Source organism: Acinetobacter sp. NIPH 284, assembly GCF_000369425.1.
In the GTDB taxonomy this organism is placed as follows: domain Bacteria; phylum Pseudomonadota; class Gammaproteobacteria; order Pseudomonadales; family Moraxellaceae; genus Acinetobacter.
Map to the genome: position 1 here is coordinate 1 of NZ_KB850003.1, position 25190 is coordinate 25190.

Annotated in this window: 21 protein-coding genes and 1 pseudogene; 10 read left to right on the forward strand and 12 right to left on the reverse strand. The window is 39.8% G+C overall.

What is annotated here, in order from left to right:
• Positions 1–475: 475 nt before the first annotated feature.
• The 3 genes from F908_RS00005 to F908_RS00015 all read right to left on the reverse strand — a co-directional run bounded on the left by F908_RS00005 (position 476) and on the right by F908_RS00015 (position 3941).
• Positions 476–2452 carry a BCCT family transporter gene (locus F908_RS00005; protein ID WP_005155250.1) on the reverse strand — a complete coding sequence of 659 codons (1977 nt, stop codon included), beginning with the start codon at positions 2450–2452 and terminating at the stop codon, positions 476–478.
• Between the two features lie 151 nt (positions 2453–2603).
• Positions 2604–3299, reverse strand: a complete 696-nt coding sequence (locus F908_RS00010) for an ion channel (RefSeq protein ID WP_005155251.1) — start codon at positions 3297–3299, stop codon at positions 2604–2606.
• A 45-nt stretch (positions 3300–3344) separates the two neighbouring features.
• Positions 3345–3941 (reverse strand): TetR/AcrR family transcriptional regulator, encoded by a 597-nt coding sequence (locus F908_RS00015; RefSeq protein ID WP_005155254.1) that lies wholly within the window; start codon positions 3939–3941, stop codon positions 3345–3347.
• Between the two features lie 85 nt (positions 3942–4026).
• Here F908_RS00015 and F908_RS00020 point away from each other — a divergent pair, with 85 nt between their 5' ends.
• Complete coding sequence (locus tag F908_RS00020; RefSeq protein WP_005155256.1) at positions 4027–5235, forward strand: oxygenase MpaB family protein; 1209 nt, start codon at positions 4027–4029, stop codon at positions 5233–5235.
• A gap of 51 nt (positions 5236–5286) precedes the next feature.
• On the opposite strand, the gene F908_RS00025 is transcribed toward F908_RS00020, so the two are convergent.
• Positions 5287–7002, reverse strand: a complete 1716-nt coding sequence (locus F908_RS00025; protein ID WP_034602428.1) for a cation acetate symporter — start codon at positions 7000–7002, stop codon at positions 5287–5289.
• Between the two features lies 1 nt (position 7003).
• Positions 7004–7336 carry a DUF485 domain-containing protein gene (locus F908_RS00030; RefSeq protein WP_005155260.1) on the reverse strand — a complete coding sequence of 111 codons (333 nt, stop codon included), beginning with the start codon at positions 7334–7336 and terminating at the stop codon, positions 7004–7006.
• A gap of 185 nt (positions 7337–7521) precedes the next feature.
• Here F908_RS00030 and F908_RS00035 point away from each other — a divergent pair, with 185 nt between their 5' ends.
• Positions 7522–11016 (forward strand): hybrid sensor histidine kinase/response regulator, encoded by a 3495-nt coding sequence (locus F908_RS00035; RefSeq protein ID WP_171063519.1) that lies wholly within the window; start codon positions 7522–7524, stop codon positions 11014–11016.
• A gap of 315 nt (positions 11017–11331) precedes the next feature.
• Positions 11332–12093 carry a hypothetical protein gene (locus F908_RS00040; protein WP_005155265.1) on the forward strand — a complete coding sequence of 254 codons (762 nt, stop codon included), beginning with the start codon at positions 11332–11334 and terminating at the stop codon, positions 12091–12093.
• Between the two features lie 50 nt (positions 12094–12143).
• Here F908_RS00040 and F908_RS00045 read toward each other — a convergent pair whose 3' ends face one another.
• The 3 genes from F908_RS00045 to def form a co-directional block, all read right to left on the reverse strand.
• Positions 12144–14234 carry a TonB-dependent copper receptor gene (locus tag F908_RS00045; protein WP_005155268.1) on the reverse strand — a complete coding sequence of 697 codons (2091 nt, stop codon included), beginning with the start codon at positions 14232–14234 and terminating at the stop codon, positions 12144–12146.
• 73 nt (positions 14235–14307) lie between these two features.
• Positions 14308–14718, reverse strand: coding sequence for a DUF2946 family protein (locus F908_RS00050; protein WP_005155270.1), 411 nt, complete (start codon positions 14716–14718; stop codon positions 14308–14310).
• A gap of 50 nt (positions 14719–14768) precedes the next feature.
• The gene (gene def / locus F908_RS00055; protein ID WP_005155271.1) at positions 14769–15299 is read right to left on the reverse strand and encodes a peptide deformylase; all 531 of its coding nucleotides are present in this window, start codon (positions 15297–15299) and stop codon (positions 14769–14771) included.
• 120 nt (positions 15300–15419) lie between these two features.
• Here def and F908_RS00060 point away from each other — a divergent pair, with 120 nt between their 5' ends.
• Genes F908_RS00060 through F908_RS00070 form a run of 3 tightly spaced genes read left to right on the forward strand, consistent with a single transcriptional unit; the run spans position 15420 to position 18318 of the window.
• Entirely contained in the window at positions 15420–16571 is a 1152-nt protein-coding gene (locus tag F908_RS00060) for a LysM peptidoglycan-binding domain-containing protein (protein ID WP_005155273.1), read from the forward strand.
• A 13-nt stretch (positions 16572–16584) separates the two neighbouring features.
• The gene (dprA, locus tag F908_RS00065) at positions 16585–17715 is read left to right on the forward strand and encodes a DNA-processing protein DprA (protein ID WP_005155275.1); all 1131 of its coding nucleotides are present in this window, start codon (positions 16585–16587) and stop codon (positions 17713–17715) included.
• A gap of 33 nt (positions 17716–17748) precedes the next feature.
• Positions 17749–18318, forward strand: coding sequence for an L-threonylcarbamoyladenylate synthase type 1 TsaC (locus F908_RS00070; protein ID WP_005155277.1), 570 nt, complete (start codon positions 17749–17751; stop codon positions 18316–18318).
• 403 nt (positions 18319–18721) lie between these two features.
• Here F908_RS00070 and F908_RS00075 read toward each other — a convergent pair whose 3' ends face one another.
• Positions 18722–19630 (reverse strand): DMT family transporter, encoded by a 909-nt coding sequence (locus tag F908_RS00075; RefSeq protein ID WP_005155284.1) that lies wholly within the window; start codon positions 19628–19630, stop codon positions 18722–18724.
• 136 nt (positions 19631–19766) lie between these two features.
• On the opposite strand from F908_RS00075, the pseudogene F908_RS15290 reads away from it, so the two are divergent.
• The 4 genes and pseudogenes from F908_RS15290 to F908_RS00090 form a co-directional block, all read left to right on the forward strand.
• Positions 19767–19895 (forward strand): annotated as a pseudogene (locus F908_RS15290) (MFS transporter); the annotation flags it as partial.
• Between the two features lie 13 nt (positions 19896–19908).
• Positions 19909–20682, forward strand: coding sequence for an AraC family transcriptional regulator (locus F908_RS00080; RefSeq protein ID WP_005155285.1), 774 nt, complete (start codon positions 19909–19911; stop codon positions 20680–20682).
• 116 nt (positions 20683–20798) lie between these two features.
• On the forward strand, positions 20799–21344 hold the full coding sequence (locus F908_RS00085) for a glutathione peroxidase (RefSeq protein WP_005155292.1): 546 nt from the start codon (positions 20799–20801) through the stop codon (positions 21342–21344).
• Positions 21345–21448: 104 nt separating this feature from the next.
• Entirely contained in the window at positions 21449–22144 is a 696-nt protein-coding gene (locus tag F908_RS00090; RefSeq protein WP_005155294.1) for a phospholipase D family protein, read from the forward strand.
• A gap of 298 nt (positions 22145–22442) precedes the next feature.
• On the opposite strand, the gene F908_RS00095 is transcribed toward F908_RS00090, so the two are convergent.
• The 3 genes from F908_RS00095 to atpG are packed head-to-tail and all read right to left on the reverse strand — an operon-like array spanning position 22443 to position 25185.
• Positions 22443–22862, reverse strand: a complete 420-nt coding sequence (locus tag F908_RS00095; protein ID WP_004665198.1) for a F0F1 ATP synthase subunit epsilon — start codon at positions 22860–22862, stop codon at positions 22443–22445.
• A gap of 28 nt (positions 22863–22890) precedes the next feature.
• Positions 22891–24285 (reverse strand): F0F1 ATP synthase subunit beta, encoded by a 1395-nt coding sequence (gene atpD / locus F908_RS00100; RefSeq protein ID WP_004798063.1) that lies wholly within the window; start codon positions 24283–24285, stop codon positions 22891–22893.
• A gap of 30 nt (positions 24286–24315) precedes the next feature.
• A complete protein-coding gene (gene atpG, locus F908_RS00105) occupies positions 24316–25185 on the reverse strand; it encodes a F0F1 ATP synthase subunit gamma (protein WP_004665202.1) in 870 nt (289 codons plus the stop codon).
• Positions 25186–25190 lie beyond the last annotated feature (5 nt).

Here is a 25190-nt window from a genome sequence, read left to right on the forward strand (position 1 = left end):
AACAGGTAATTTCGATATTTTTAAAACTCACTAATCAACCCAAGAACCTAACTAATCTAGCCAAATCCTTGTTTCTCAACAAGTTTTTATCTGCATCACCGCCGATGGATGTGCATTCTACACCATTTCAAAACACACGCAAGCACTTTTAGAAAATTTAAAATTCGGTTGTTTTTTTTTTAAACTTCAACTTACCTAATTTACTGATTTATATAATTTAAAATTTATTAATTTTCTTAAAAGTGAATTTAATCAAAGTAAGTATATGTAATTTAGTAACTTTTCAATAAATACGCTTTAATTATCAGCAAAAAACAACTTTATCTTTATGTTTAGCTTTTATTTTAAGCACCTTACTCCATGCAAAAATTTGTCTCTTATTCGATTGATGTTTAAAACTTCACCACCCAAAATAAAAACAACGGCTTTGATCGCTCAAAACCGTTGTTCTCAGTATTGCAATAAGTACTTTCTCTTAAGGAGTACTCCCTCTCACGATATTCAAGAAGTATAGATGACGTTCATATTGATCAATAATGTCTTGGATTAAATCTTCTTGCGTCCAATCCATCACATCATAGTTTTGTCCACCCTCTCTTAAAAAGACTTCTGCTTGAAAGTAATTGGCTTCATCTTCTTCTGCTCGTCCCAACATAAAGCTAGGTGGAACAGTGGCATGCGAAACCACTTTATAGATAAAGTTAATTTCATGGTGATGATCGACATGCAATTGCAGACCATTTTCGATTTCATGTATATCCACTTCCAAATGACGGCGTTTAAATTCACGCTGAATACTTTCAAAGGCTTTACGTACCTGTGTCTCGATATAGTGCTTAACTTCAGTTTCTGTATGCGGATAATGCATGATCAAACCCAGACGCTGCTGCCAACTGCGTGGATTATTGATGGCACGTGGAGTAATACGCGCCTCTTGAATGGCCTTCATTTTAGTGACATCTAACTTCAAGGCTTTGAGTAAGCCCCAACTCATCAGCAACATAATAAAAGTAAAAGGCAATGCACTCATAATAATGGAAGATTGCAATGCCGATAGACCACCCACCAACAGCAGAATAATGGCCAATGCGGCCATCAACACCGTCCAAAATAGTCTTTGCCATGTTGGAGAATTGTCGGTTTTAGCGGTGAGATAATCAGTAACCAGCGCACCCGAATCCGCAGAGGTGACGAAAAAGAGCATCACCAATACCGTAGCCAATAAACTCATCACTCCTGAAAATGGCAAATGATTCAAAAACTCAAATAAAGCTACAGATGAATCACTTTGTACGGCGTGAATGAGACTGTGATTATGCTCTTGCATAATATTGAACAGTGCAGCATTACCTAAAAAGCCCATCCAGATAATAGTAAAACCAGTCGGAATCAGTAATACACCCACAATAAACTCACGGATGGTTCGGCCGCGCGATACACGGGCAATAAACATCCCTACAAATGGCGACCATGAAATCCACCATGCCCAGTACATAATGGTCCAACCACCAATCCAGCCATTCGGTTGGTAGGCGTACAAGTTAAAGGTCATGCCAAATAGGTTCGACATATACGAACCCATGTTTTGAATGGTCGTTTGTAGTAGATAGATACTTGGGCCAGCAATAAATACAAAGGCTAAAAGTACTAAAGCCAAGACCAGATTCAGCTCAGAAAGACGTTTTACGCCTTTATCCAAACCGAGAAATACTGACATTGAAGCGAGAATACTGACAAAGACAATCAAACCCACTTGGACTTGGCTACTTTGCTCCACTCCAAATAAATAATGTAAGCCAGAATTAATTTGAGTAACACCAAAGCCTAAAGAGGTTGCTACCCCGAAAACAGTACCGATGGTGGCAAAGGTATCAATACTATCGCCCCAAGGACCATAAATCTTCTTACCAATAATAGGGTATAAGGCTGAACGGGTTTTTAACGGCAGATTATGACGATAAGCAAAATAGGCCAAAGCCAATCCGACCACGGCGTAAATTGCCCATGCATGTAAACCCCAGTGGAAAAAGGTAATCCTTAAGGCTTGTTGTGCAGATGCGATACTTTCAGGATCACCACTCGGTGGGCTGACATAGTGCATCACAGGTTCTGCAACACCGAAGAACATCAAACCGATGCCCATACCTGCGGTAAACAGCATAGCAAACCAAGAACCATTGCTATATTCAGGTTGGCTGTGATCTGGTCCTAATTTAATTTTGCCGCTGGCCGAACAGGCAATATAAATCAGTAAAATCAAAAACACCGCAACAGAGAGGACATAGAACCAGCTAAAGGAATCTGTAATCCATTGCTTCAGTTGTTGTGTCAGAAATTCAAAGGAACTGGGTGCGATAATGACGATTGCGATAAAAATCGCAATGATAATCACCGTGCTTAAAAACACGTTTGGATTCACATTCGCAAACTGCGAAGATGGCTTGGAAGGCATAATTCCCCCATATTTTTTTAATGATAATGACAGACCCTAAGGGTCAAATAAGACATTCACATAGTGAATAAAAGCGAGTTCAGCGGTGTAAAACTCGATACTGATTATAAAAAATGTGAAAAATAAAGCAGTTGTAATGCTGTAACTGTATTTATTCTTTATCGCTCGATTGCTTAGGCAAATGGGCAATATATTGCAATGCAATTAATCGAGAAACCACGACAGCGAGATACATCACCCCACCAAACATTTGTAGCATGGTTAATACTCTAGCGGCTGGGCTAATTGGCATCAAATCAGATAAACCCGTTGCTGATTGCAGACTAAAACTCAGAAATAATAAATCGAGCCAAACTTGTAAATCTTGTGGCTGATTTGGGTTTTGAAAACTATGGGGTAAAAGCAACTGGCAAATACTATATAAAAAGGCGAATGCCCAAGCGATGAGGGTAAAAACTGCACCTGCAGCAAATAATTCATCTTTGGTGAGATAACGATCTGCAAACATATAACGTAATAATCCATAAGCAGCATAAAAATACGCTAATGCTTCAAAACTATAAGCGATGATTTGGATTTTTGAATTGTCATAGCCAATAAAAATTAAAATTGAAAACAGAAAAGCACCACTGACAAAGACTAAGCCCCAAAATGTGAATACTGGTGTTTGGCGAATAACCTTGGCGATGATTAAGAGAGCTAAAACACCTAGTGACCAAGTTAAGGCACGATATTCACTATCTCCATAAGTCAACATCGCCATAACTAATAAGGCCAATTGCACCAACAACAACCACGCAGAAGGTAATAAACGAAAACTGCCCCAAAATTGTTTTAAGCTTTGCATGTTGTTTTCCATGTGATTGTTATGATTTTCATTAAGTTAATGGCATCACACCGTATCTAAAAAGGCAACAATCATTTTAGAGAGTTCTTGTTGCAAACGTTGTTCTTCAATTAAAAAGGTATTTTTACTGGCATAACGCATCATGGTAAATAAGGTACTGTTAATAATCACAAAAGACTTGTGTTTTAAAGTCTCAAAATCCCAATGGGGGTAATAACGTCCAAATAAGTACATACCCACTTCCAAGAAATGCTGCTCTAATACTTGTGCCGCTTCTGAATCACTATAGGCATGCCAATTTTTTAAGATTTCGATAAAGAAACCATGATCCGATTTCAATGATTCAAAACCAAAAGCGATACTTAATGTGATGATGTCTTGAATAGCTGTTTGTTGTTGGAACATCACTAACTGCTTTAGTGCTTGCCCTAAATTTTCGCTTTTACGTAACAATAGTTCAGCAACAATCTGTTCTTTATTTTCAAAATATTGATAAATTGATCCAACACTTACCCCTGATTTTTCAGAGATTTTCGGTGTAGTGACATGCAATACACCATATTCAGAAATGCATTTTTGCGTTCCCTCAAGAATACTTTCGACAATCATTTTTGCACGTTGCTGCTGGGGTCTTTTTCTCATGTTCAGCCTTTATTAAAACGCGAATTGAATACGAATATTTATTCATATTAAGCTTTGATTAAATAACAATCAGGGGCTTTATGCAATGCAAAGCATCGTTAAACCTAAACGCTTAGCAGCGTTTGAAGACATGATTCAATCAAATATTAAAACCAAAATTCTTGGTTATATGACGCATCAACAAATTCAACCGAATTATCAAGAATATCTCTCCTTGAACACAGCGTTGCAAAGTGGTGACGCGCCCATGGACCAACTACTGCTTTGGATACTTCAAAATCCAAAACTGCATCGTAAGTACTTTGAAACTGCGCTATATCAAGGTCTTGAGAAATTACCACATGAGATTGCTGAACTGACTACCTTCTTCCAGTTAGTGGAACAAAAACCTGATTGGTACGACCAAGCCAAAGTCGATGAAGCACTTAAATTTACCTATCGCCTAGGCATCAATAACGGACTGATCCTACGAGATCTATCGCTAATGACAGGTTATTTATACCCTGGTTTTAATCAACCCCTAGTCCTGACAGGTGCACTAAAAAAACAGGCGGGAACACGCTTAGCCGAAACAACTAAATGGTGGGTCGATATCACTGAACAAGATGGTTTTGAACGTTTTAGCAAAGGCTTCACCTCTACTATTTTTGTGCGCTTCATTCATTCACTGGTACGCTATCAATTACAAAAATCTGAGAAATGGGATGCCGAGACTTGGGGGCTACCTATTAACCAATATGATCAAGCGATGACAAATATTGCCTTTAGTGGTGTGGTATTGATTGGTATCAGGGCATTGGGAATTTTCCCTAGCGCACAAGAGATTGATAGTTTTTTACATTTTTGGAAATATGCGGGCTGGTTGATGGGCGTTGAAGAAAAATGGTTAGTGGATAATGAAGCTGATGGCTGGAAACTCATGTACTGGATGCAGTTTGCACATCCTCAATCTGATGAGAGCAGTGTTTGTCTTGGCTCTAGTCTTTCCAAAGAACCCTTTGAACGGAAATATCGCTATCTGCGTTCTTTCCAGCAAAAACTGGCCTATAAGCAGCATCTGGAAATTACCCAGTTCTTTATTGGTCGCAAGAAAATGCAGAAGCTGGGCTTGGCACCGCAATCGGCTTCATGGTTTGCTTATTATTTAATTGGTCGCAATCTAGCACTCTATACAGCTGCCAAACATATCCCAAAATTAAATCAACTGCTTGAAGAAAAAGGACGGCATTTACAACGAATCGGTTTGTCACTCTATCGTAATCAAGCGCAACAACTGGCCAGTATGCATCAATAATAGAAAAAGCCCTCAAATGTTGAGGGCTTTAATTCTTAGGATTCGATCTACTTAGTGATCAGATGCACCAGAGATACCAATACCTGTTTGTGAACGAACAAACTGAGCATCGAACGCTTTACGCTCTTTCTCTGCACGAGCTGATTTGTCAGTTACTGAGAAGAACCAACAGCAAAGGAAAGATAATGGCATCGCGAAAATTGCAGGGCCATTGAATGGATTCACTGCGGTGTCTGAAATTTTCAACGTGTCAACCCAAACTGCTTTAGAAAGAATGATCAGGGTTACTGCAGTCACTAGACCAACAATACCACCAATTACTGCACCACGAGTCGTTAAACCTTTCCAGAACATAGACAATACGAGTACTGGGAAGTTTGCACAACAAGCCACTGAGAATGCCAAACCAACCATGAACGCAACGTTTTGTTTTTCGAACAAAATCCCTAGAATCATGGCAAAGATTGCTAGACCTAAAGTCGCAATTTTTGACATACGTAATTCAGATTGAGGCGTAGTTTGACCTTTTTTGAATACGTTTGCATATAAGTCATGTGAAATCGCAGAAGCACCTGAAAGTGTTAAGCCAGCCACTACAGCAAGGATTGTTGCAAATGCAACTGCTGAAATGAAGCCCATGAACAAGTCGCCACCAACTGCATCACTTAAGTGAACCGCAGCCATGTTGTTACCACCAACCAACTCTAATTTACCTGTTACCGCTGCTTTAGCGACATCAAGGAACTGAGGGTTGTTAGAAACGAATAAGATCGCACCGAAACCAATGATGAAAGTTAATAGATAGAAGTAACCAATGAAACCTGTTGCAACTACAACTGATTTACGAGCTTCTTTAGCATCTTTAACAGTGAAGAAGCGCATTAAGATATGTGGTAAGCCTGCTGTACCAAACATTAATGCAAGACCAAGTGATAACGCATCAATCGGGTTTGCAGCCAATTTACCAGGCCCCATGATTTTTGCAGCTTCATCCCAGCTAATGCTGTGAGATTGGCTATAGACACCAATCGCTTGATTGAACATGTTTGAGAAACTAAAGCCAACAGCTTTCATCACCATGAATGCCATAAATGTTGCGCCACTGAGTAACATTACGGCTTTAATGATTTGTACCCAAGTGGTTGCTAACATACCACCAAAAATTACGTATGCCATCATCAACAAACCGACGATTACAACCGCAATATTATAGTTCAAACCAAAAAGTAATTTGATTAACTGACCTGCTCCTACCATTTGAGCAATCAGATAAAATGCAACCACAACTAAAGAACTTAATGCAGCTAAGGTACGAACTGGTTTTTCTTCCAAACGGAAAGAAACTACATCAGAAAGATTATATTTACCTAAGTTACGTAAACGTTCAGCAACAAGGAAAAGTACGATTGGCCAACCGACCATGAAACCAAGTGAATAGAGCAAACCATCAAAGCCTGAACTGAACACAAGTGCTGAAATACCGAGGAACGATGCGGCTGACATATAGTCACCGGCAATCGCTAAACCATTTTGGAAGCCACTAATTCCACCACCTGCGGTATAGAAATCAGCTGTATTCGTGGTTTGTTTTGCTGCCCACTTAGTAATAAACAAAGTGAAACCAACAAAAATGGTGAACATGATGATTGCATGCCAGTTCGTTGCCTGTTGCTCTGCTGCACCTAAATCAGGGCCAGCAAATGCAACTTGAGAACAACATAGGCTTGCAAGCGCGAACAGTTTCGCTTTGAATGACGTCCCTTTCATCTCAGTGCATCCCTTTTTCATGTGTGATTGCCTCAACTTCCTTGAGAGCCTCTTCATTCAACTGATCTAGTTTATTATTGGCGATGTATGAATAGACACCACACAATAAAAATGACAGTACGATAATGCCTAAACCGAGGGGCATGCCCCATGTTGTTACACCACCACTAAAAGAACTTGCTAGGAACTCTTTGTTATAGCCAACTAAAAGCATAAATCCGACATAGATAAACAACATGATTGCTGTTAATGTCCAACTTAATGTACGTTTTTTGCTGACCATTTCTTGAAACTTTGGATTGTGTAGAATACGTTCTACCTGTGAGTCATCCATCATTAACTCCTTATTTTTGTGTCCAGCCGTGGACCCCTTTTTTACTAGGGATTTTTCATTATTTAAATTAACAAGATTATGCTTGACTCGTAACTTAGACTTTGGTCTCTAAATACAAATCTCTGCTCATAACCCTTTTGATGCTTCGGGTATGATAGAAAATGGAGTTTGATCACGTGAGCAATATGAACAATTGGCTTATTATTGGGGCACTTGCCCTATATATCGCGCTGTTATTCGGCTGTGCCTTTTTTGGAGAAAAACATGCCAGTCGCTTAAGTACACGTGGTCGCATGTTGATGTTCAGCTTAACCTTAGGCGTATATTGCTCATCTTGGACATTCTACGGCGCAACAGGTGCAGCTGTCCGTGAAGGTATTATTTTCTTACCAATTTATTTAGGACCATTACTTTTTATTTGGTTTGGTTACGACATTTGGAAACGGTTAGGAAGGATTCGTCAGCATCATGCCATTTCTTCAATTGCCGATTTCGTTGCTGCCCGATATGGCAAAAGCGGTAGTCTCGCAGCCTTAGTCACTATTCTTGCAGTGATTGCAATTATCCCCTATCTCGCTTTGCAATTAAGAGCGATTGCATTGAGTGCCTCCGTTGTACTCGAACAGAATGCACATGTTCATACCAGCACAAATAGTGTGTTATTACTTACAGCGGTACTTGCGATTTTGGCTATGATTTTTGGCACGCGGCATATTGCACATACTGAACAGCACGGCGGCTTAATGCTTGCAGTCGCTTTTGAATCTTTTGTAAAACTGTTTGCATTACTTAGCGTTGCAGTTTTTTTCTTATTCCAATCCCCCGAAAATATCAAACAAGTCAGCAATGATGTCACTCAACATTTTCAAGATTTGCAACAATTAGGGGTTCCTGAAACCTTCTGGGTACAAACCTTACTCGCTGCGCTAGCTATGATTTGTTTACCACGACAGTTTCATGTTGCCGTAGTCGAATTACGTGATGAAAAACATATTCGTGGGGCCAGACGCTGGTTTGCAGCTTATTTAATTTTAACCATTATGGCGATTATTCCTATCGCCAGTTGGGCGTTACACTCCCTCCCTGATACATTAGGTACACCTGATATTGCGGTATTGGCGCTCCCTCTAAGTTATCAGCAAGATTGGTTGGCATTACTCGCTTTTTTAGGTGGTTTCTCTGCTTCAACAGGTATGTTACTGGTTGCCTCAGTCGCACTTTCTATCATGCTCAGTAATGATTTAATTATGCCTGCTTTATGGCACTTTAAGATTATCTCTCGACATGATCAACAATTACCAAAAGTACTCAAACTGACTCGAAGAATTAGTATTATCAGTGTGATGTTACTGGGTTTTTTATTCTTCCACTTTTTTAATGACATTAATCAATTATCAGTATTTGGCCTATTGGCTTTTAGCGCAGTTGCGCAATTTTCGCCAGCACTCATTGGTGGTTTATATTGGCGTGGTGCAAGCCGTCAAGGTGTCTACGTTGGTCTGATCGTAGGCTTCATCATGTGGAGCTACACACTGCTCTTTCCTACTTTGTTACGTAGTCTCCCAGAACAATATCAAGCGTTCGCACAACATTTACTATTGTTTGGACCTTTCGATATTAATAGCTTACGTCCAGAAGCTTTGCTTGGTTTTGAATCTTTTGCACCATTGACCCATGGTGTCATGTGGTCTTTGGGACTGAATATTATTTGCTATATTTGGGGTTCTCGTTTGTACCGCCCAAGTGTTGCGGAACAGATTCAGGCTGAAAGCTTTTTCTACTATGAAAGCAAACCGTTACCCTCTACCCAGACAAACCTTGATTTAACCGATTTACCGCAAAATGCAGCACGGCTCAAAGTTGGCGATTTATTGGCGCTGGCTAAACGTATTACAGGTGATCGCCCTACGACTCAAGCATTCCAGCAATTTTGTGAACAAAATCATGTGGTTTTAAATGAAAATCATGTGGCGAATGGCATGTGGTGGCGCTTCACTGAACAATACTTGGCAGGCATTATTGGTGCTGCATCAGCACGTACTTTGCTCACCACCGCCATGATCAATAATGGATTAGCACTGGGGCAAGTCGCGAATATTCTCGATCAAGCTTCACAATGGCAACGCTTTAACCAAAATCTTTTGATGACCATGATCGACCACATGACTCAAGGGGTAAGTGTTGTTGATAAAAATATGTGTCTGGTAGCATGGAACAATCAATATCTTACCTTATTTGATTATCCTAAAGACCTTGTTTATGTAGGATGCCCAATCGCGGATTTAATCCGTTATAACGCAGAACGGGGTGAATGTGGACCCGGTTCAGTTGAAGAACATGTGCGTAAACGAATTCACTGGATGAAAGTCGGTAGCGCCCATGAATTTGAACGTATTCGTAAAGATGGCTTGGTCATTCAAATGCGCGGTAATCCTATTGAGGGTGGAGGATTCGTCACGACCTTCGCCGATATTACTGCGTTCCGCGAGAATGAAGCGATTCTTGAAGAAAGAGTGAGTGATCGAACTCAACAGCTTGCAAATGCACTAGCTGAACAGCAACTTGCCCGTGAACAAGCCGATAAAGCCAATCAATCTAAAAGTCGATTTTTAGCAGCGGCCAGTCACGATTTGCTGCAACCGATGCATGCAGCACGTTTGTTCAGTACGGCATTGGAACAGAGTGTCAGCTCAACTGAAGATCAACAAACCTTACAACAACTTGATCGCGCACTGTATGGTGCTGAAAGCATGCTCTCTGCCCTACTCGATATTGCCCGTTTAGAAGGTGGAACCATCCAACCAAAACGCCAAGCGTATTCATTACACGACTTATTGAGTGATCTTGAACTTCAATTCAAATCAATTGCAGCGCAGCGTAATATTCAACTGTCTGTACACGATACTCAATTCTGGGTTGATACCGATCCACAATGGATGCGACGAATTATTCAAAATTTCGTTAGTAATGCATTGCGTTATACAGCACAAGGTCGTGTCGTTGTTGGTGTATTACGTTCTGCACAAAGACCAAACCATATTCGAATCGGTGTTTGGGATACAGGACCTGGCATCAATGAACAACAACGGGTGAAATTATTCCAAGAATTTGAGCGTTGCGGGCATACCTCCCCTTGGGGTGAACAAGGACTTGGGCTTGGTCTCGCGATTGTTCAACGTATGACCAGCCTGCTGGATTTCCCAGTGCATGTCTACTCAGAATTAGGTAAAGGTTCTTGCTTTATGATCGAAGTACCGCTCGCCGAAGCACCAAAAATTCAAGCGACTACATCGCATGTGACCGCACTGCAACATACTGCATATAAAGTGCTTTGTTTAGACAATGATGAAACTATTTTACAAGGTATGCGGACTTTATTAAGCAAATGGGGCTATCAAATTTTTACCGCGACTGAACCGTCGGAAGCACTAAAACTAATTGAACAAGAAGATATTCAAGTGTGGTTAATCGATCAGCATTTAAATCATGATCAACGGGGATTAGATTTTATTGAACAATATCGCCCTGCACACATTCCAGTCGCATTAATTACAGCAGATTCTGATCCTGAGTTGCCTCAATATTTGAAACAGCAAAATATTGTTCTATTGAAAAAACCGCTCAAACCTGCGGGTTTACGTGCGTGGCTTTCTGCTTTAAAAATTATGCCGATGGGCTAAATGGCAAAATATTTTGAAACATAGGCAAAAACCATCAAAAAAAGCGCATTAAAATGACAATAAATTGACCAAAATGCTCAAAAATTTATTGGCTATGGCAAAAACGTTCACTTACACTAGTGAACGTTTGTACACTTACTTACAATTAGACAATTCATTGTTTTTATTTATGATTTTTACCCTAAAAAACCTCTATACAACTTTAGTCGTATTCTACTTGCATCCACAAACACGCAAAAATTGATCAACTTGTTGATAGAAGCCGTTTTTCATGTGTTTAGGTTTCTAGCAAAACTATCACAAAGGATATTGATCATGAATACTAGCCACCCCGCCTCTGAACATACCTCACAGCAATTTTACCGCCAATATAGTGCCAATGCATTATTACCAGAGCTCAACTGGCAGGATATTTTTGTACAGAGCAACTTAGATGATACTCATCTAAAAGCATTGAATACACTTTATCAAGCAGCCGTCCCCCTTGCCCTCAATGTATTCCATGAGCTGAATTTTGATGTATTTGCACCTGCAGCTTATCAGCCACAAGGTCTAGGACTATTTGAAAAACTAGCGTTACAAGAACAAAAATTCTTGGATGTATTAGAAACAGAATCCGCTCATTTGGATCATGAAACTCGTCATCAAATGTGGAGTATGCTACTTCGTGGTGGTGCCGTGCTGGTCTTCAAAGCATGGTTAGGTCATGTCAAAGATGGCGAAAATCAACTGGATAAAAGTCAGTTCGATGAACTATCAGATTTATTATTTATCAAAACTCGCCCAGAACAATTAGCTCAACGATTAAATATAGATTCAACTGTTGATCTAACCCATATCTTTTTGATGCACGAAAATGATGTATTTTTAGATCATTTTAATAGCCTTGAAACAGCAGCTTTATTTGTAGATTTAGGTGTTTATGATGCTGCATTTTTAAGTTTACGTGATGATCGCGTCGCCGAATATCTCATCGCAAAAAACTATGTAACTCAAGAACAAATTGATGATTTGCAGTGCGCACTAAATCCATTGTACTGCGATAGCTTAATGCCAAAACAAGATTGTTTGGCTTAAGGTCGGATAAAACAAGGTGGAACTTACCACCTTGTTTTTTTAAATGCAATTTAGAACTTCATGCTCATCCGCATCCAGTAGTTGCGTCCAATATTATTAAACTGCTCAGTTGCAGCATAACCAAACATAGACGCACCCGCTTTATTTAAGTGCTCTGTATAAGCCTTATCTAAAACGTTATCAATTCCGACTGAAACATCGACTGCATCAGTGAGCCTATAAGTTCCATTTACAGCTAGGGTATCGAATGCTTTACTTTCATTCATGTCATAACCCACCACATTACCCTCATTCAAACTGATACGATCCTGGTTTGCAACAGCACGCCACAATAGACCTAAGCTATATTTTTCATCAACATAGCGTAAATTTATTCGACCCTCTAAAGGTGCAATTTGCGCTAATGCGCGATGATCCGATGTATTTTCCCCCCAAGCATACATAGTTGAAATATCCGCTTGGAAATGATCAGTGAATTGATAACCTAAACCTGCCTCAGCACCCGCAATCGTGGCATGAACATTACGTGCCAATGGCTGTCTCATGGTTGGCGTATTATATTCCAACAAAATAAAATCTTTGATTAAACCTGCATAAGCTGATGCCCACGCACTCCAAGCACCCTGTTCAGCTTGGAAGCCAAGATCAAGTTGTGCCGTACGTTCATTGTTCAGATTATCTAAATTATCGAGCATGCGGTAGCTGGTCATTCCCATCATGTCAGTTGAGCCAACACCACGATCTGTTGAGGTGCTATACAGCTCCCAAAAATCTGGAGTACGCTCCACATAACCCAGCCCTGCGTAAGTTTTGAGGCCATGTTCAGGCAAGGTTTTTTCGATACGGATAAAACCACTTGGTACTATCTCTTTACGATTGTTTCCATCTTCAAGATTATCAATCTTCACTTGATCAACACGCGCACCTGCAACTAACTTCTGATCTGGACTCAATGTATAAGTCCACTCACTAAATGCACCATAAGATTGGAACTTCAAGTCCTCAGCATAAGGTGAACTCATTGATGGCATGGCATACATGACCATATCACCGCCATGTTTATTTTGTTGCGTATCTACACCCGAAATCACGCTAAATTTGTCCCAATCGGTTGTTACTGCTAAACGGGTATTTAAAGTACGACGATCAACCCGCATCGACATTTTATTTGGCACAGTCATATTCATTCCGTGCATGTTCATTGTCGTCATTGGCGGCGTACGTAAGCTAAAATTATCCATGACATGATCGTTATAGCTGTAGTCCACTTGGGCTTCAACTTTCTTGATCACCTCTGTAATATTTTTCTGTTCAGCATGTAGACCAAGACTTTCTCGTTTAAACTGCGAACCATCCATGTTACGGCCAGCGTAGGCAGCCTCACCATCACCTTTAGCTGCACGCAATTCTAACCAAGAATCATCTGTTGGCTTCCAACCCAATGCCAAGTCAGTATTCCAGCGCTCCCAATTTGAATGAATGCTTTTATCGTTGCCATCTTTGTAATCATCTGCAACAGAACGATTGGCATTTAAACGAGCATATTTGCTTTCATCGCCAATTGCCGCTTCAATATTATGATCTAGACGACCATATGAACCCATCAAAACACTGGCTTGGCCACGATAAGGCTGTTCTTTGCTGAGATTTTCAGGTTGACGCTGAAAAATGACAGTTGCAGCCGAACCAGGTGTTGCGTACTGAACAGTTTGCGGCCCTTTAATCACCGTAATTTGATCAAAGCTTTCTGGCTGAATATAAGAAGTTGGTGCATCCATACGATTCGGGCACGCACCTAAATTTTCACTATCATCCACCAGCATTTTTATCCGAGAACCAAACATTCCTCTAAATGTAACATCACCATTCGTTCCGCCATTTTTAATGGAACTAAATCCCATAATATTTTGTAAATAGTCTGCACCGTCGGTTGCAGGAATAGGTTGAATTGCTTGCTTAGGGTCAGCGTGAATAATCAATCCATTTGCATCATTTGGCTGCTGTGCTGTAACGACAATAGGTGCTAATACAACAGGGGTTTTATCGGGCTGAACATGCATATTTGCCCATAATAATGTACTATTTGAGGCAGCAAGAATCGCAACCGTGAGGGGTTGTAATAAAAATTTAGGTTGAGCCATGATTGGTCTCTCTTAAAACATAAATAAAACGAGGCTAGAGTTTTAAAAACCCTAATGAAATTGACGTTTTAATTTATGCAAAGAGTGGCGGTGCTCGCCCTTGAGGTAATAAGAATAGCCGTTGTAGTGCAAAATAAACATGCTTAAATGCCTGTTGATACGCGACTAAACGGATTTGGATTCGGACTAAAACTTCTTTCACGCCGAATTCTGGTGGTAATACCAGATTGGCATAGACAGTACAGTACTGACATTGATGGTTTGGATCGTGGTGGTCATGTTTCGACATCAAGCTTTGATGTTGTTCAAGCTGATGTGAATGATGATGCATATTGTGTGATACAGACTGCTGTTCAGCTTTTAATTTAGGCAACAATAACGCTTGGGTAATCGTTTCACAGACGGGTGCAATCTGATATTGCTTCGGCAGTAGAGGCTGCAAAAACACCGCAATCTGTAAACAGACTGCGGTAAATGCAAGCATTAAACCACTACGAAACAATAAGGGCACTTTTAATAACCGAAAAACATGTGTTAACGTTTAACCGCAACTTTTTCCTTATCGCGTTGACGTACAACTTTTTCAACTTTTTCACGTGCACGTTGACGTTTCAATGGCGATAAATAGTCTACAAACAGTTTTCCATTTAAGTGATCCATTTCATGTTGGATACAAACTGCGAGAAGTTCGTCAGCTTCTAACTCAAATGCTTGACCATCAAGGTTAATTGCTTCAATTTTTACACGTGACGGACGCTCAACTTTATCGTATATTTGAGGCACAGAGAGACAGCCTTCTTCGTAGGGCTGTGTCTCTACGGTCAGTGGAGTGACTTTGGGGTTAATGAACACCATCGGTTGGTTTTTCTCTTCAGAGATATCCATAACAATAAGCTGAATATGATGATCAACCTGAGTTGCCGCTAAACCTATACCCGGTGCCTCGTACATGGTTTCTAACATATCTGCTGCAAGCTGACGAATATCATCAGTGACTTCTTCGACTGGCTTAGCAATGGTACGAAGACGGGGATCAGGAAAACTTAAAATAGGTAATAAGGCCATACCGTTCCTCATTTATGCCATTGATCAGGAAACCAACTGAAGGGAATGCTTGATCAAAAAATTGTGTGTAAAGTCGTTATTATAACGCAACTACACAGATAATTTTTAGGAATTATGATAATGAAAAAGGTTTTAAACGGCATACCATCATTTCATGCCTTGGGGTTAAAAAAACAACTGATTGCTGCTGCAATTTGTGCAGGATTAGGCATGAGCATAAACCTTACTCATGCAGCAAGCCCTAACGCAAACCCACCATCCTTAAAAGCGGGTGCACCACATGTCTATGTGGTGAAAAAAGGCGATACGCTTTGGGATATTTCAGGCAAATTTTTAAGCAAGCCTTGGCGCTGGCCTGAAATTTGGGCAAGCAATAAACATGTCAAGAATCCACATTGGATTTATCCTGGTGATCGCTTGCTACTTTGTAGTTTGAACGGTAAGCCACTGATTGGTAAAGATGAAGGTGATGGTTGTGACGGTATCATTCGTCGTTACTCTGGCAATACTTCTACTTTACGTCCAAAAGTTCGTATTGAAGCTTTGAACAATAGCGTCCCTGTTATTCCATTAGCTGATATTCAACAATGGTTAGAACGAACTTCTGTACTTCCAGCGAGTGCGATTGCAAATACCCCATATGTCTTGGGCACAGCGGATAATCGTGTACTTGCAGGCAAAGGTCAGATCATCTATGTACGTGGTCAAGGTATCGAAAATGGTCAACGTTATGGCGTATACCGTGAAGGTGAACCATATATCGTGCTTGATGAAACAGGGAAGAAACAAAATCTAGGTGTTGAGCTCACGCAAGTCGCTTCGGGTGTTGCGATTACCAATGAAAATGACATTACAACCTTTGAATTAACCGATAGTTATAATGGTGAAGTACGTCGTGGTGATCGTGTTATGCTTGAACAAGATGCCATGTTACCTACTTTATTCTACCCAACTGAACCAAATCAGGTGAAAGATGGCGGTAAAGTCATCCGTGTCATGGGGTCTATAGGTACAGCTGCGAAAAATGGTGTCGTCACTGTTGACCGTGGTACAGCAGATGGCATTGAAATCGGACAAGTTTTTAGTACGTACCAAGATGGCGAAACTGTTCGTGATCCTAAGACTAAAGAAAGTATAAAGTTACCAGGTCAATATGTTGGTAGTATTATGATTTTCAAAAGTTTTGATCGCATCAGCTACGGCTATGTTTTAGAGAGTGAGTTGCCAATTAAAATTGGTTCAAATATCAAGCCGCCTCGTCTTGATAACTAATCTCTAATTAGAAATGTTGAATCAGCTATCGCCCCATCATTATCATACTGTGTTGGTGTGGTACTTGGTTCAACACTCGCTTTCTAGTTTTCAAAAAATTCGAAACTATTTCGGTAATTGTGCGGAAGCAGTCCAAACACATCGACTTTCTGAATGGCAACAGCTCGGTTTACACAAAAATCATTTAAAACGTCTAGAAGAATTCCAAACCCCACACGGAAAGCAGCAATTTGACCACATGGTTCAATTGATTTGTAAGCATACCGATTTTATTTTAACCCCTGAAGATATCGACTACCCTACTCAACTTTTACCTTATTCTGATCACCCTCCTATTTTATTTGGTCAAGGCCAGCTACAAGCATTATTACAGCCCCAGATTGCTATGGTTGGAAGTCGAAAGCCGAGTCCTCATGGACGACAAGTTGCCTATGATTTTGCGTATTATTTAAGTGAAAAAGGATTTTACATCAGCAGCGGTTTAGCCCACGGAATTGATGAAGCGGCTCATCGTGGCGGTTTAGCCCATCATCGGACAATCGCGGTGACTGGAACAGGTTTAGACACAGTTTATCCATCGCAAAATAGCAAACTAGCCCAAGAAATTATTCAAACAGGCGCTCTTGTCACTGAGTTTCTTCCGACTACCCTACCTTTACAGCAGCATTTTCCACGCCGTAATCGTATCGTTAGTGGTCTAAGTCTTGGGGTTTTAGTTGTAGAAGCCGCTTTGAAAAGTGGTTCACTGATCACAGCAAATGAAGCAGCCAATCAAGGGAAAATGGTATTTGCCATTCCTGGACATATTTACAGTGAGTATCATCAAGGCTGTCATCAATTAATTCGTGAAGGTGCAACTTTAGTTGATCATCCAGAACAAATTATTGAAGATCTAGCCTTACCTACACAATGGCAAGTACAACAACAAATTCCAGAAGACCATGTAACCATCACACCAAGCTTACCAACACATTTGATTGCTCTTTATCAAAGTCTCGACTGGGTTGGACAAGACTTGGATGAACTTGCTCAACGTCATCCAATTCCGATCGCAGAACTTACAGTTCAATTGATGGAATTAGAATTACTCGGTTTCTGTATACAACAGGGCGGTCGCTATTTACGTTGTCGTCCAATTCATTAAAATAACCCTATCTTTGTCGCTAAATATAATCCCATGATTACCTCATCAATTTCGGAAGCAGCACAGCTTTTGAAGCTAGGACAAGTTCTTGCTTATCCAACAGAAGCTGTTTGGGGCTTAGGCTGCGATCCATTCAATCAACAAGCTTTTCAAAACATTCTTGAGCTAAAACATCGCCCAATTGAAAAAGGAGTCATTTTATTAGCAGGTCACTTAGGGCAAGTTGAGCATTTGTTACAAAGCTTAGCCCCAAAGATACGTAAGCAAGTGATTGATAGTTGGACGGATCGTGTAGCAACTGAAAGAGCAACTACGTGGTTACTTCCCGCTGATGAGCACATTCCTATTTGGATTAAAGGTCAACATCCATTGGTTGCTGTACGTGTAACCACGCATCCTTTGTGCGTCGAACTTTGTAATGCCTTTGGCGGCTTTATTGTATCGACCAGTGCCAATCCCGCGGGACTAAACCCAGCACAAAATTTAGAACAAGCTCAAGGTTATTTTGGTGTATCCCTGAATTATTTGGAGGGTGATTTAGGGCTTAGCCAAGAACCTAGTCGAATTCTCAACGCATTAACAGGTGAAGTAATTCGCGCTTGATTATGTAAATAGTGAATAAAAAAAAGCTCAGTTATATAGGGATAACTGAGCATAAAAAGGATGTGTATAATCACATCCAGAGGGTCTGCAAATTGGTTGAGTATATTCATCATTAAAAATGAATCTAGCTACTCTGAAAGTTATTATGGATCAATCATTTGATTTATACAAATATATTATTTCTCTAACAAAAAATGTGAAAAGCGTACCATTTTTGTCAGTTTTAAAATTTCAATAAAATTATATTTCTATTTTTATTGAAATTTTTTTGGTCACAAACTTGATAAATATCTAAAATATATTTGAAAATCATATAGAAATAATCTTCATTAAATAAAAATTTTGATGTGTTTGTCGCTATTTCAACCAATTTTATACGATCATTTCATATTTAAGTGGCGCTTTAAATCAATTCTACAGGTGCTTTTTCCGTTTTCTTTTGCGCTAAAATGATACCGACCAAAATCGTCACACCGCCTAAGGTATGGTAGATCGTCCAATGCTCAGATAGCCATACACTTGCAATAATTGCAGTAAATACAGGCATCAAATTCATAAAAATACTAGTACGGTTTGGACCAATGCTTTGTACAGCAATCATCCATAATAAAGGTGCGATTAACGATGGAAAAATACCTGCATACAATACACTTGCTACATTATCTACATTAATTGTATCTAAGCCCAACCAAAGTAGAAATGGAAGATGGTATAGCAACGCAAAAGCGATTTGGATATAGAGACTGGTCATCAATGGCAATTGTACTTGCCATTTTTTTAGAAAGACGCCATAAAATGCATAAAAACCTACAGCCAAGACCATAACAGCATCTCCCCAATGACCTCCTTGATCAAATAAGCGAGAGAAATGTCCTTGGCTCATTACATAAAGTAGGCCGAAAAATGATAGGAAACTGCCAAAAATCGCAAATCGATTTGGCTTATCTTTTAAAATAATATAAGAGATAAAAATGGTAAAAACTGGAACAAAGGCATTTACAATACCCATATTTGTTGCAGTGGTATAATGTGCTGCTGTATAAGAAAGCCCTTGATATAAAACCATTCCAAAAGCGCTCAGAACTGCTAATTTAGGAATATATGGGCGAATCAAAGCTCGCTGTTTCCATACTTTGGGCAACATAAATGGTGTCAAAATGAGAAAGGCAACAAACCAGCGATAAAAACTAATACTGACGGGTGAAATATAGTCCGCAACATAACGAGTCACTGCAATATTTAATGACCAAATTAAGACTGCTATCAATGGCAGTACAAATGCCCATTTTTGGTATTTACTTAACTGAGTCATCAGCCATCTCACAATATTTCTAGATTAGGATTATTCTGAAAGATGTCTAAAATAATTGAAATATCGTATTTCAGACATTTATACCGCTATGTCGACATCAAATCTAAAAGCAGATCCAAATTTACAACTTGAGACTTATACGCTTGATCACTTCAATAAAAATATCTTAATTTATGCTGTAATCAGCTTTATTACCTCCGTCTGTATCCATCTTTTCACCTTAGCAAAAGGTTTGAACAATCCTAAAGTCACTTGTGAAAATTAAATGAAAACCCTGAATGAAGTATGATGAGACTGAAAAATTATCTTTTTTAAATGGTATCGAAGTACATGAATTTCTATACCAAAAGGATGATATTGTCAGTCCACATTCCTCACTCTGGGGCGACTTTAATTTTAGTTTAAATGGTACGCTGGAGTTTGATATTGAGGGGCAATACTATCTTTCTCCGCCCAGTTATGGACTATGGTTGCCACCGCGTACTGAACATCAGTCGCTCCCTGTTGAACATCAAATCCACTATATCTGTATTCGTTTGCACCCCAAATTTGGACAATATTTAGGTGATGTGTGCCGTTGCTTTAGTATTGAACCCTTTTTCCGTGCCTTAGTGGTACAGATTCTGGAACAGCAGAAACAGGATACGCGACCTGAATACCTTGAACACTTGCTACAGGTATTGTTTGATCAATTAAAGCAAGCGCCTGCTTATTCACACTATTTACCGCAAAGCACCCATCCAGTTTTGTCGCCAATTCTGGAAAAACTTTCTAATCCCGATTTATTTAATGCCAGTCTCCAGCAGGTGCTACAAGACTTTGCCGTGAGTGAGCGTCATGTCTTGCTCCTAAGCCAGCAGGAGTTGCAGCTTTCGCTGTCTGAATGGCGCAATCGGGCCAAGATCATCTTTGCCATCAACCAGATTCGTCAGGGCATGACCATTAAACAATTGGCATATACTTTAGATTATCACCATAGCTCTAGCTTTATTGAATTCTTCAAGCGCTATACAGGACAAACTCCTATTCAACTCAAAAATGCCTCGATATAAATCCAAGACGTGCTTTTGCTCATAATTTGTATGGATTCATATCAAGAGGATTGCACTGTACGAAATTAGCAGTTAAAACAAACAAGTCTTGTCACAACAACATTAGGACGTATTCCATGAGCCAGTCGGTTTATCACATTCCAGTTAAAGATATTAAAGGTCAAGACGTTGATCTTGAGCAATATCAGGGTAAAGTTCTACTAATTGTTAACGTAGCCTCAAAATGTGGCTTAACACCACAGTACGAAGGCCTAGAAAAACTTTATCAAGCGAAAAAAAATCAGGGCTTAGAAATTTTAGGCTTCCCTGCAAATAACTTCTTAGAGCAAGAACCAGGGACAAATGATGAAATCGAACAATTCTGTTCACTCAACTATGACGTCCACTTCCCTTTATTTGCAAAAATCTCTGTTGCAGGTGAAGACAAACATCCTTTATATCAAACACTCACACAAGCAATTCCAGAACGTATTGGTGAAGGACCTTGGTGGAAAGACCTCGTTGATTATGGCTTAACACCAAACAATCCACCTGAATTACTATGGAATTTTGAGAAATTCTTAGTCAATAAAAATGGGGAAATCGTAGCGCGTTTTGCACCTGACATTACCGCAGATGATGAACGTATCGTCAGTGCGATTGAAGCTGAATTAGCAAAATAAAATAAAAAATTAATAAAGAGAATGGTTTAACTATTCTCTTTATTAAAATAAATATTATAATTTTTTTACTTTAATTTTAATATTTACATAAATGTTGGAACGGCATGTCTAAATTTCTTAATACAAGTGCAACTAATTTTTATCTAGAAGAATTAATTAAAAATGCAAAAGAACGCCTTATCCTAATTAGCCCTTTTTTAAAACTAAATGATCGTATAAAGGAACTTCTTGAAGATAAAAATCGTCTTAAAATTGATATTCGTATAATTTATGGCAAAAGTGATTTACATCCTGATGAAATCAAATGGATGCAAAAACTTGATTATGTAAGGGTGAGCTTCTGTAAGAATCTTCATGCTAAATGTTACATCAATGAATCAACTTGTATAATTTCCAGTCTAAACTTATATGAGTTTAGCCAAGTGAATAATAATGAGATGGGAATTTTGATTGAAAAAGATCATGATGAATTAGTGTTCAAAGATGCTTATGAAGAAGCCCAACGCATTATTCGAATCAGCGATGAAGTTAGAATTTCTCTTGATGAGGTGAAAGATACAGAAATAAGCCAAGAAAATAGTGAACAAGATGATTTTAGCAAATTAACAACTTCAAAACTTGCTGCCAAACATAAACTGAAAACAAATGAGCTTTTAGAAAAATTTGTAGCTAAAGGCTTTCTCATGATTAATGATAAAGGTAGGCACCAATTAACAGATGAAGGGAAAAATGTTGGTGGTGAATTTAAATTTAATAGCTACGGTGGTTATTTCCTCTGGCTTGCTGATATGAGTATTTAAATTCTTGAGCTCAAGTATCTTTATTAGAAATACTTGAGCTTTTAGAGAATAAGAATACTTATTACATGATCTTAGCAATATTAAATCTCATAACTCATTTTGATGGGTTGTATCTGATACGATGGCATAGAAACTGAAGTATTAGCTTTCTGCTTGCTTAGATTTGGAAAATCATGCCCCATTTGATTCATTTGTTTATACTTTTCGAGCTCAGCATTTATCAAACTGACCCGTTGTTTTAAAATGTATCAATAAAAAAAGCCACCTTTCGGTGGCTTTCTCAATCTTAAATCTGCAATTACATTGCACGATTCTTGATTTTACGGATGGTTTCAAGCTGAGCCGCAGTTTCTGCAAGCGCAGCAAGAGCAGCAGCCGAGTCCAAATCACTCTTTTGATTTGCTAACAATTGTTCAGCTTGTTTACGAGCTTCCATAATTGCAGCTTCATCTAAGTTGTCAGCACGGATTGCAGTATCTGCAAGCACAGTAACAACATGAGGTTGAACTTCTAACACACCGCCTGATACATACACGATTTCTTCTGTACCATTTTCCAACTGAACACGGATCGGTCCCGGTTGGAGTAAAGTTACAAGTGGCGCATGCCCTGGTAAAATACCTAGCTCACCACCCGCACCTTTTGCGATTAACATCGTCACTTGTCCAGAGTAAATAGACTCTTTAACACTTACGACATCACATTGCATAGTCGCCATGAGAATCTCCTTAAATTAGAGTTGCTAATTAAAGTTTCTCGGCTTTAGCAATCACTTCGTCAATACCACCAACCATATAGAACGCTTGTTCTGGGATGTGATCGTATTCACCAGCTAATAGACCTTTAAAGCCACGAATCGTTTCTTTAAGTGGTACTAATTTACCAGGAGCACCAGTAAACACTTCAGCTACGTGGAATGGTTGAGAGAAGAAACGTTGGATTTTACGCGCACGGTAAACAACCAATTTATCTTCTTCTGCTAACTCATCCATACCCAAGATTGCGATGATGTCTTTAAGCTCTTTATAACGCTGCAATACGTTCTGTACAGAACGTGCAATTTCATAATGCTCTTGACCAACAACCAATGGATCTAACTGACGTGAAGTTGAGTCAAGTGGATCGATCGCTGGATAAATACCAGAAGATGCGATATCACGGCTCAATACTACTGTTGCATCTAAGTGAGCAAACGTTGTTGCAGGTGATGGGTCAGTTAAGTCATCGGCAGGTACGTATACTGCTTGGATCGATGTGATCGAACCAGATTTAGTAGACGTAATACGCTCTTGAAGAACACCCATTTCTTCTGCAAGTGTCGGTTGGTAACCTACCGCAGATGGCATACGACCTAACAATGCTGATACTTCAGTACCCGCAAGTGTATAACGGTAGATGTTGTCGACGAATAATAATACGTCACGACCTTTACCATTTTCGTCTTTTTCATCACGGAAGTATTCAGCCATAGTCAAACCAGTTAACGCTACGCGTAAACGGTTACCTGGTGGCTCGTTCATCTGACCGTAGACCATTGCTACTTTGTCAAGAACGTTAGAATCTTTCATTTCGTGATAGAAGTCGTTACCTTCACGAGTACGCTCACCAACACCAGCGAATACAGATAAACCTGAGTGCGCTTTAGCGATGTTGTTGATCAACTCCATCATGTTAACGGTTTTACCAACACCCGCACCACCGAATAAACCAACTTTACCACCTTTCGCGAACGGGCAAAGTAAGTCAATGACTTTAATACCAGTTTCTAAAAGATCAGTAGAAGCTGCTTGTTCAGCATAAGAAGGTGCTTGACGGTGAATCGGCAAACGTTCTTCAGTCGCTACAGGACCTGCTTCATCGATAGGGCGACCCAATACGTCCATGATACGACCAAGCGTAGCAGGACCCACTGGAACAGAAATCGGTGCATTTGTGCTAGTTACATTAAGGCCACGTTTAAGACCTTCTGTAGAACCCATTGCGATGGTACGAACAACACCATCGCCAAGCTGTTGCTGAACTTCTAAAGTAGTTTCAGTACCGTCAACTTGGAGAGCGTCATAGATCTTAGGAACGCTATTGCGCTCAAACTCGACGTCGATAACCGCGCCGATGATCTGAATGATACGACCGCTACTCATTGCTGTCTCCTCAATTCAAACTTAATAATGTTAAACGGCAGCGGCACCGCCAACGATCTCGGAAATTTCCTGAGTAATCGCGGCTTGACGCAGCTTGTTGTAAATGAGTTGTAGGTCTTTAATCAATTGGCCTGCGTTGTCTGTCGCTGCTTTCATTGCGACCATACGAGCAGACTGCTCACATGCAACGTTTTCAATCACACCTTGATAAACCATAGACTCGATGTAGCGAACCAACAAACCATTTAACAATTCTTCTGCTTCTGGTTCGTAGATATAGTCCCAACCATAAGTACGGTTGAGATCATCGCCTGCTTGCGCTGGTGCTAAAGGAACAAGTTGTTCTACTTTAGGCTGTTGAGTCATCGCATTGACGAAACCATTTGAAACGAGATAGATACGATCTAATTCGCCTTTATCAAATGCATCAAGCATAACTTGTACAGAGCCAGTTAACTGTTCCAAACTCGGCGCGTCGCCAAGTTGGGTCGTTGCACCAAGCACTTTACCGCCGTAATTCTTAAAAAACGAAACCGCTTTTTGACCAATCAAAGCAAATTCAACTTCAATTGACTGCTGTTGTTGTGCTTTGACATGCTGCACAACTTTCTTGAACAAGTTAATGTTCAAGCCACCTGCCAAGCCACGATCTGAAGACACTACGATATAGCCAACACGCTTAACTGGGCGGTCAACCATATAACGGTGTTTGTATTCAGGGTTTGCTTGAACTAAGTGAGCAATTACACGGCGCATATTATCGGCATACGGACGGCCCTGAGCCATGCGCTCTTGCGCACGACGCATTTTAGAAGCAGCTACCATTTGCATCGCGCGAGTAATCTTTTGCGTGCTCTTGATACTAGCTACTTTGGCGCGAATTTCTTTTAAATTTGCCATACGCT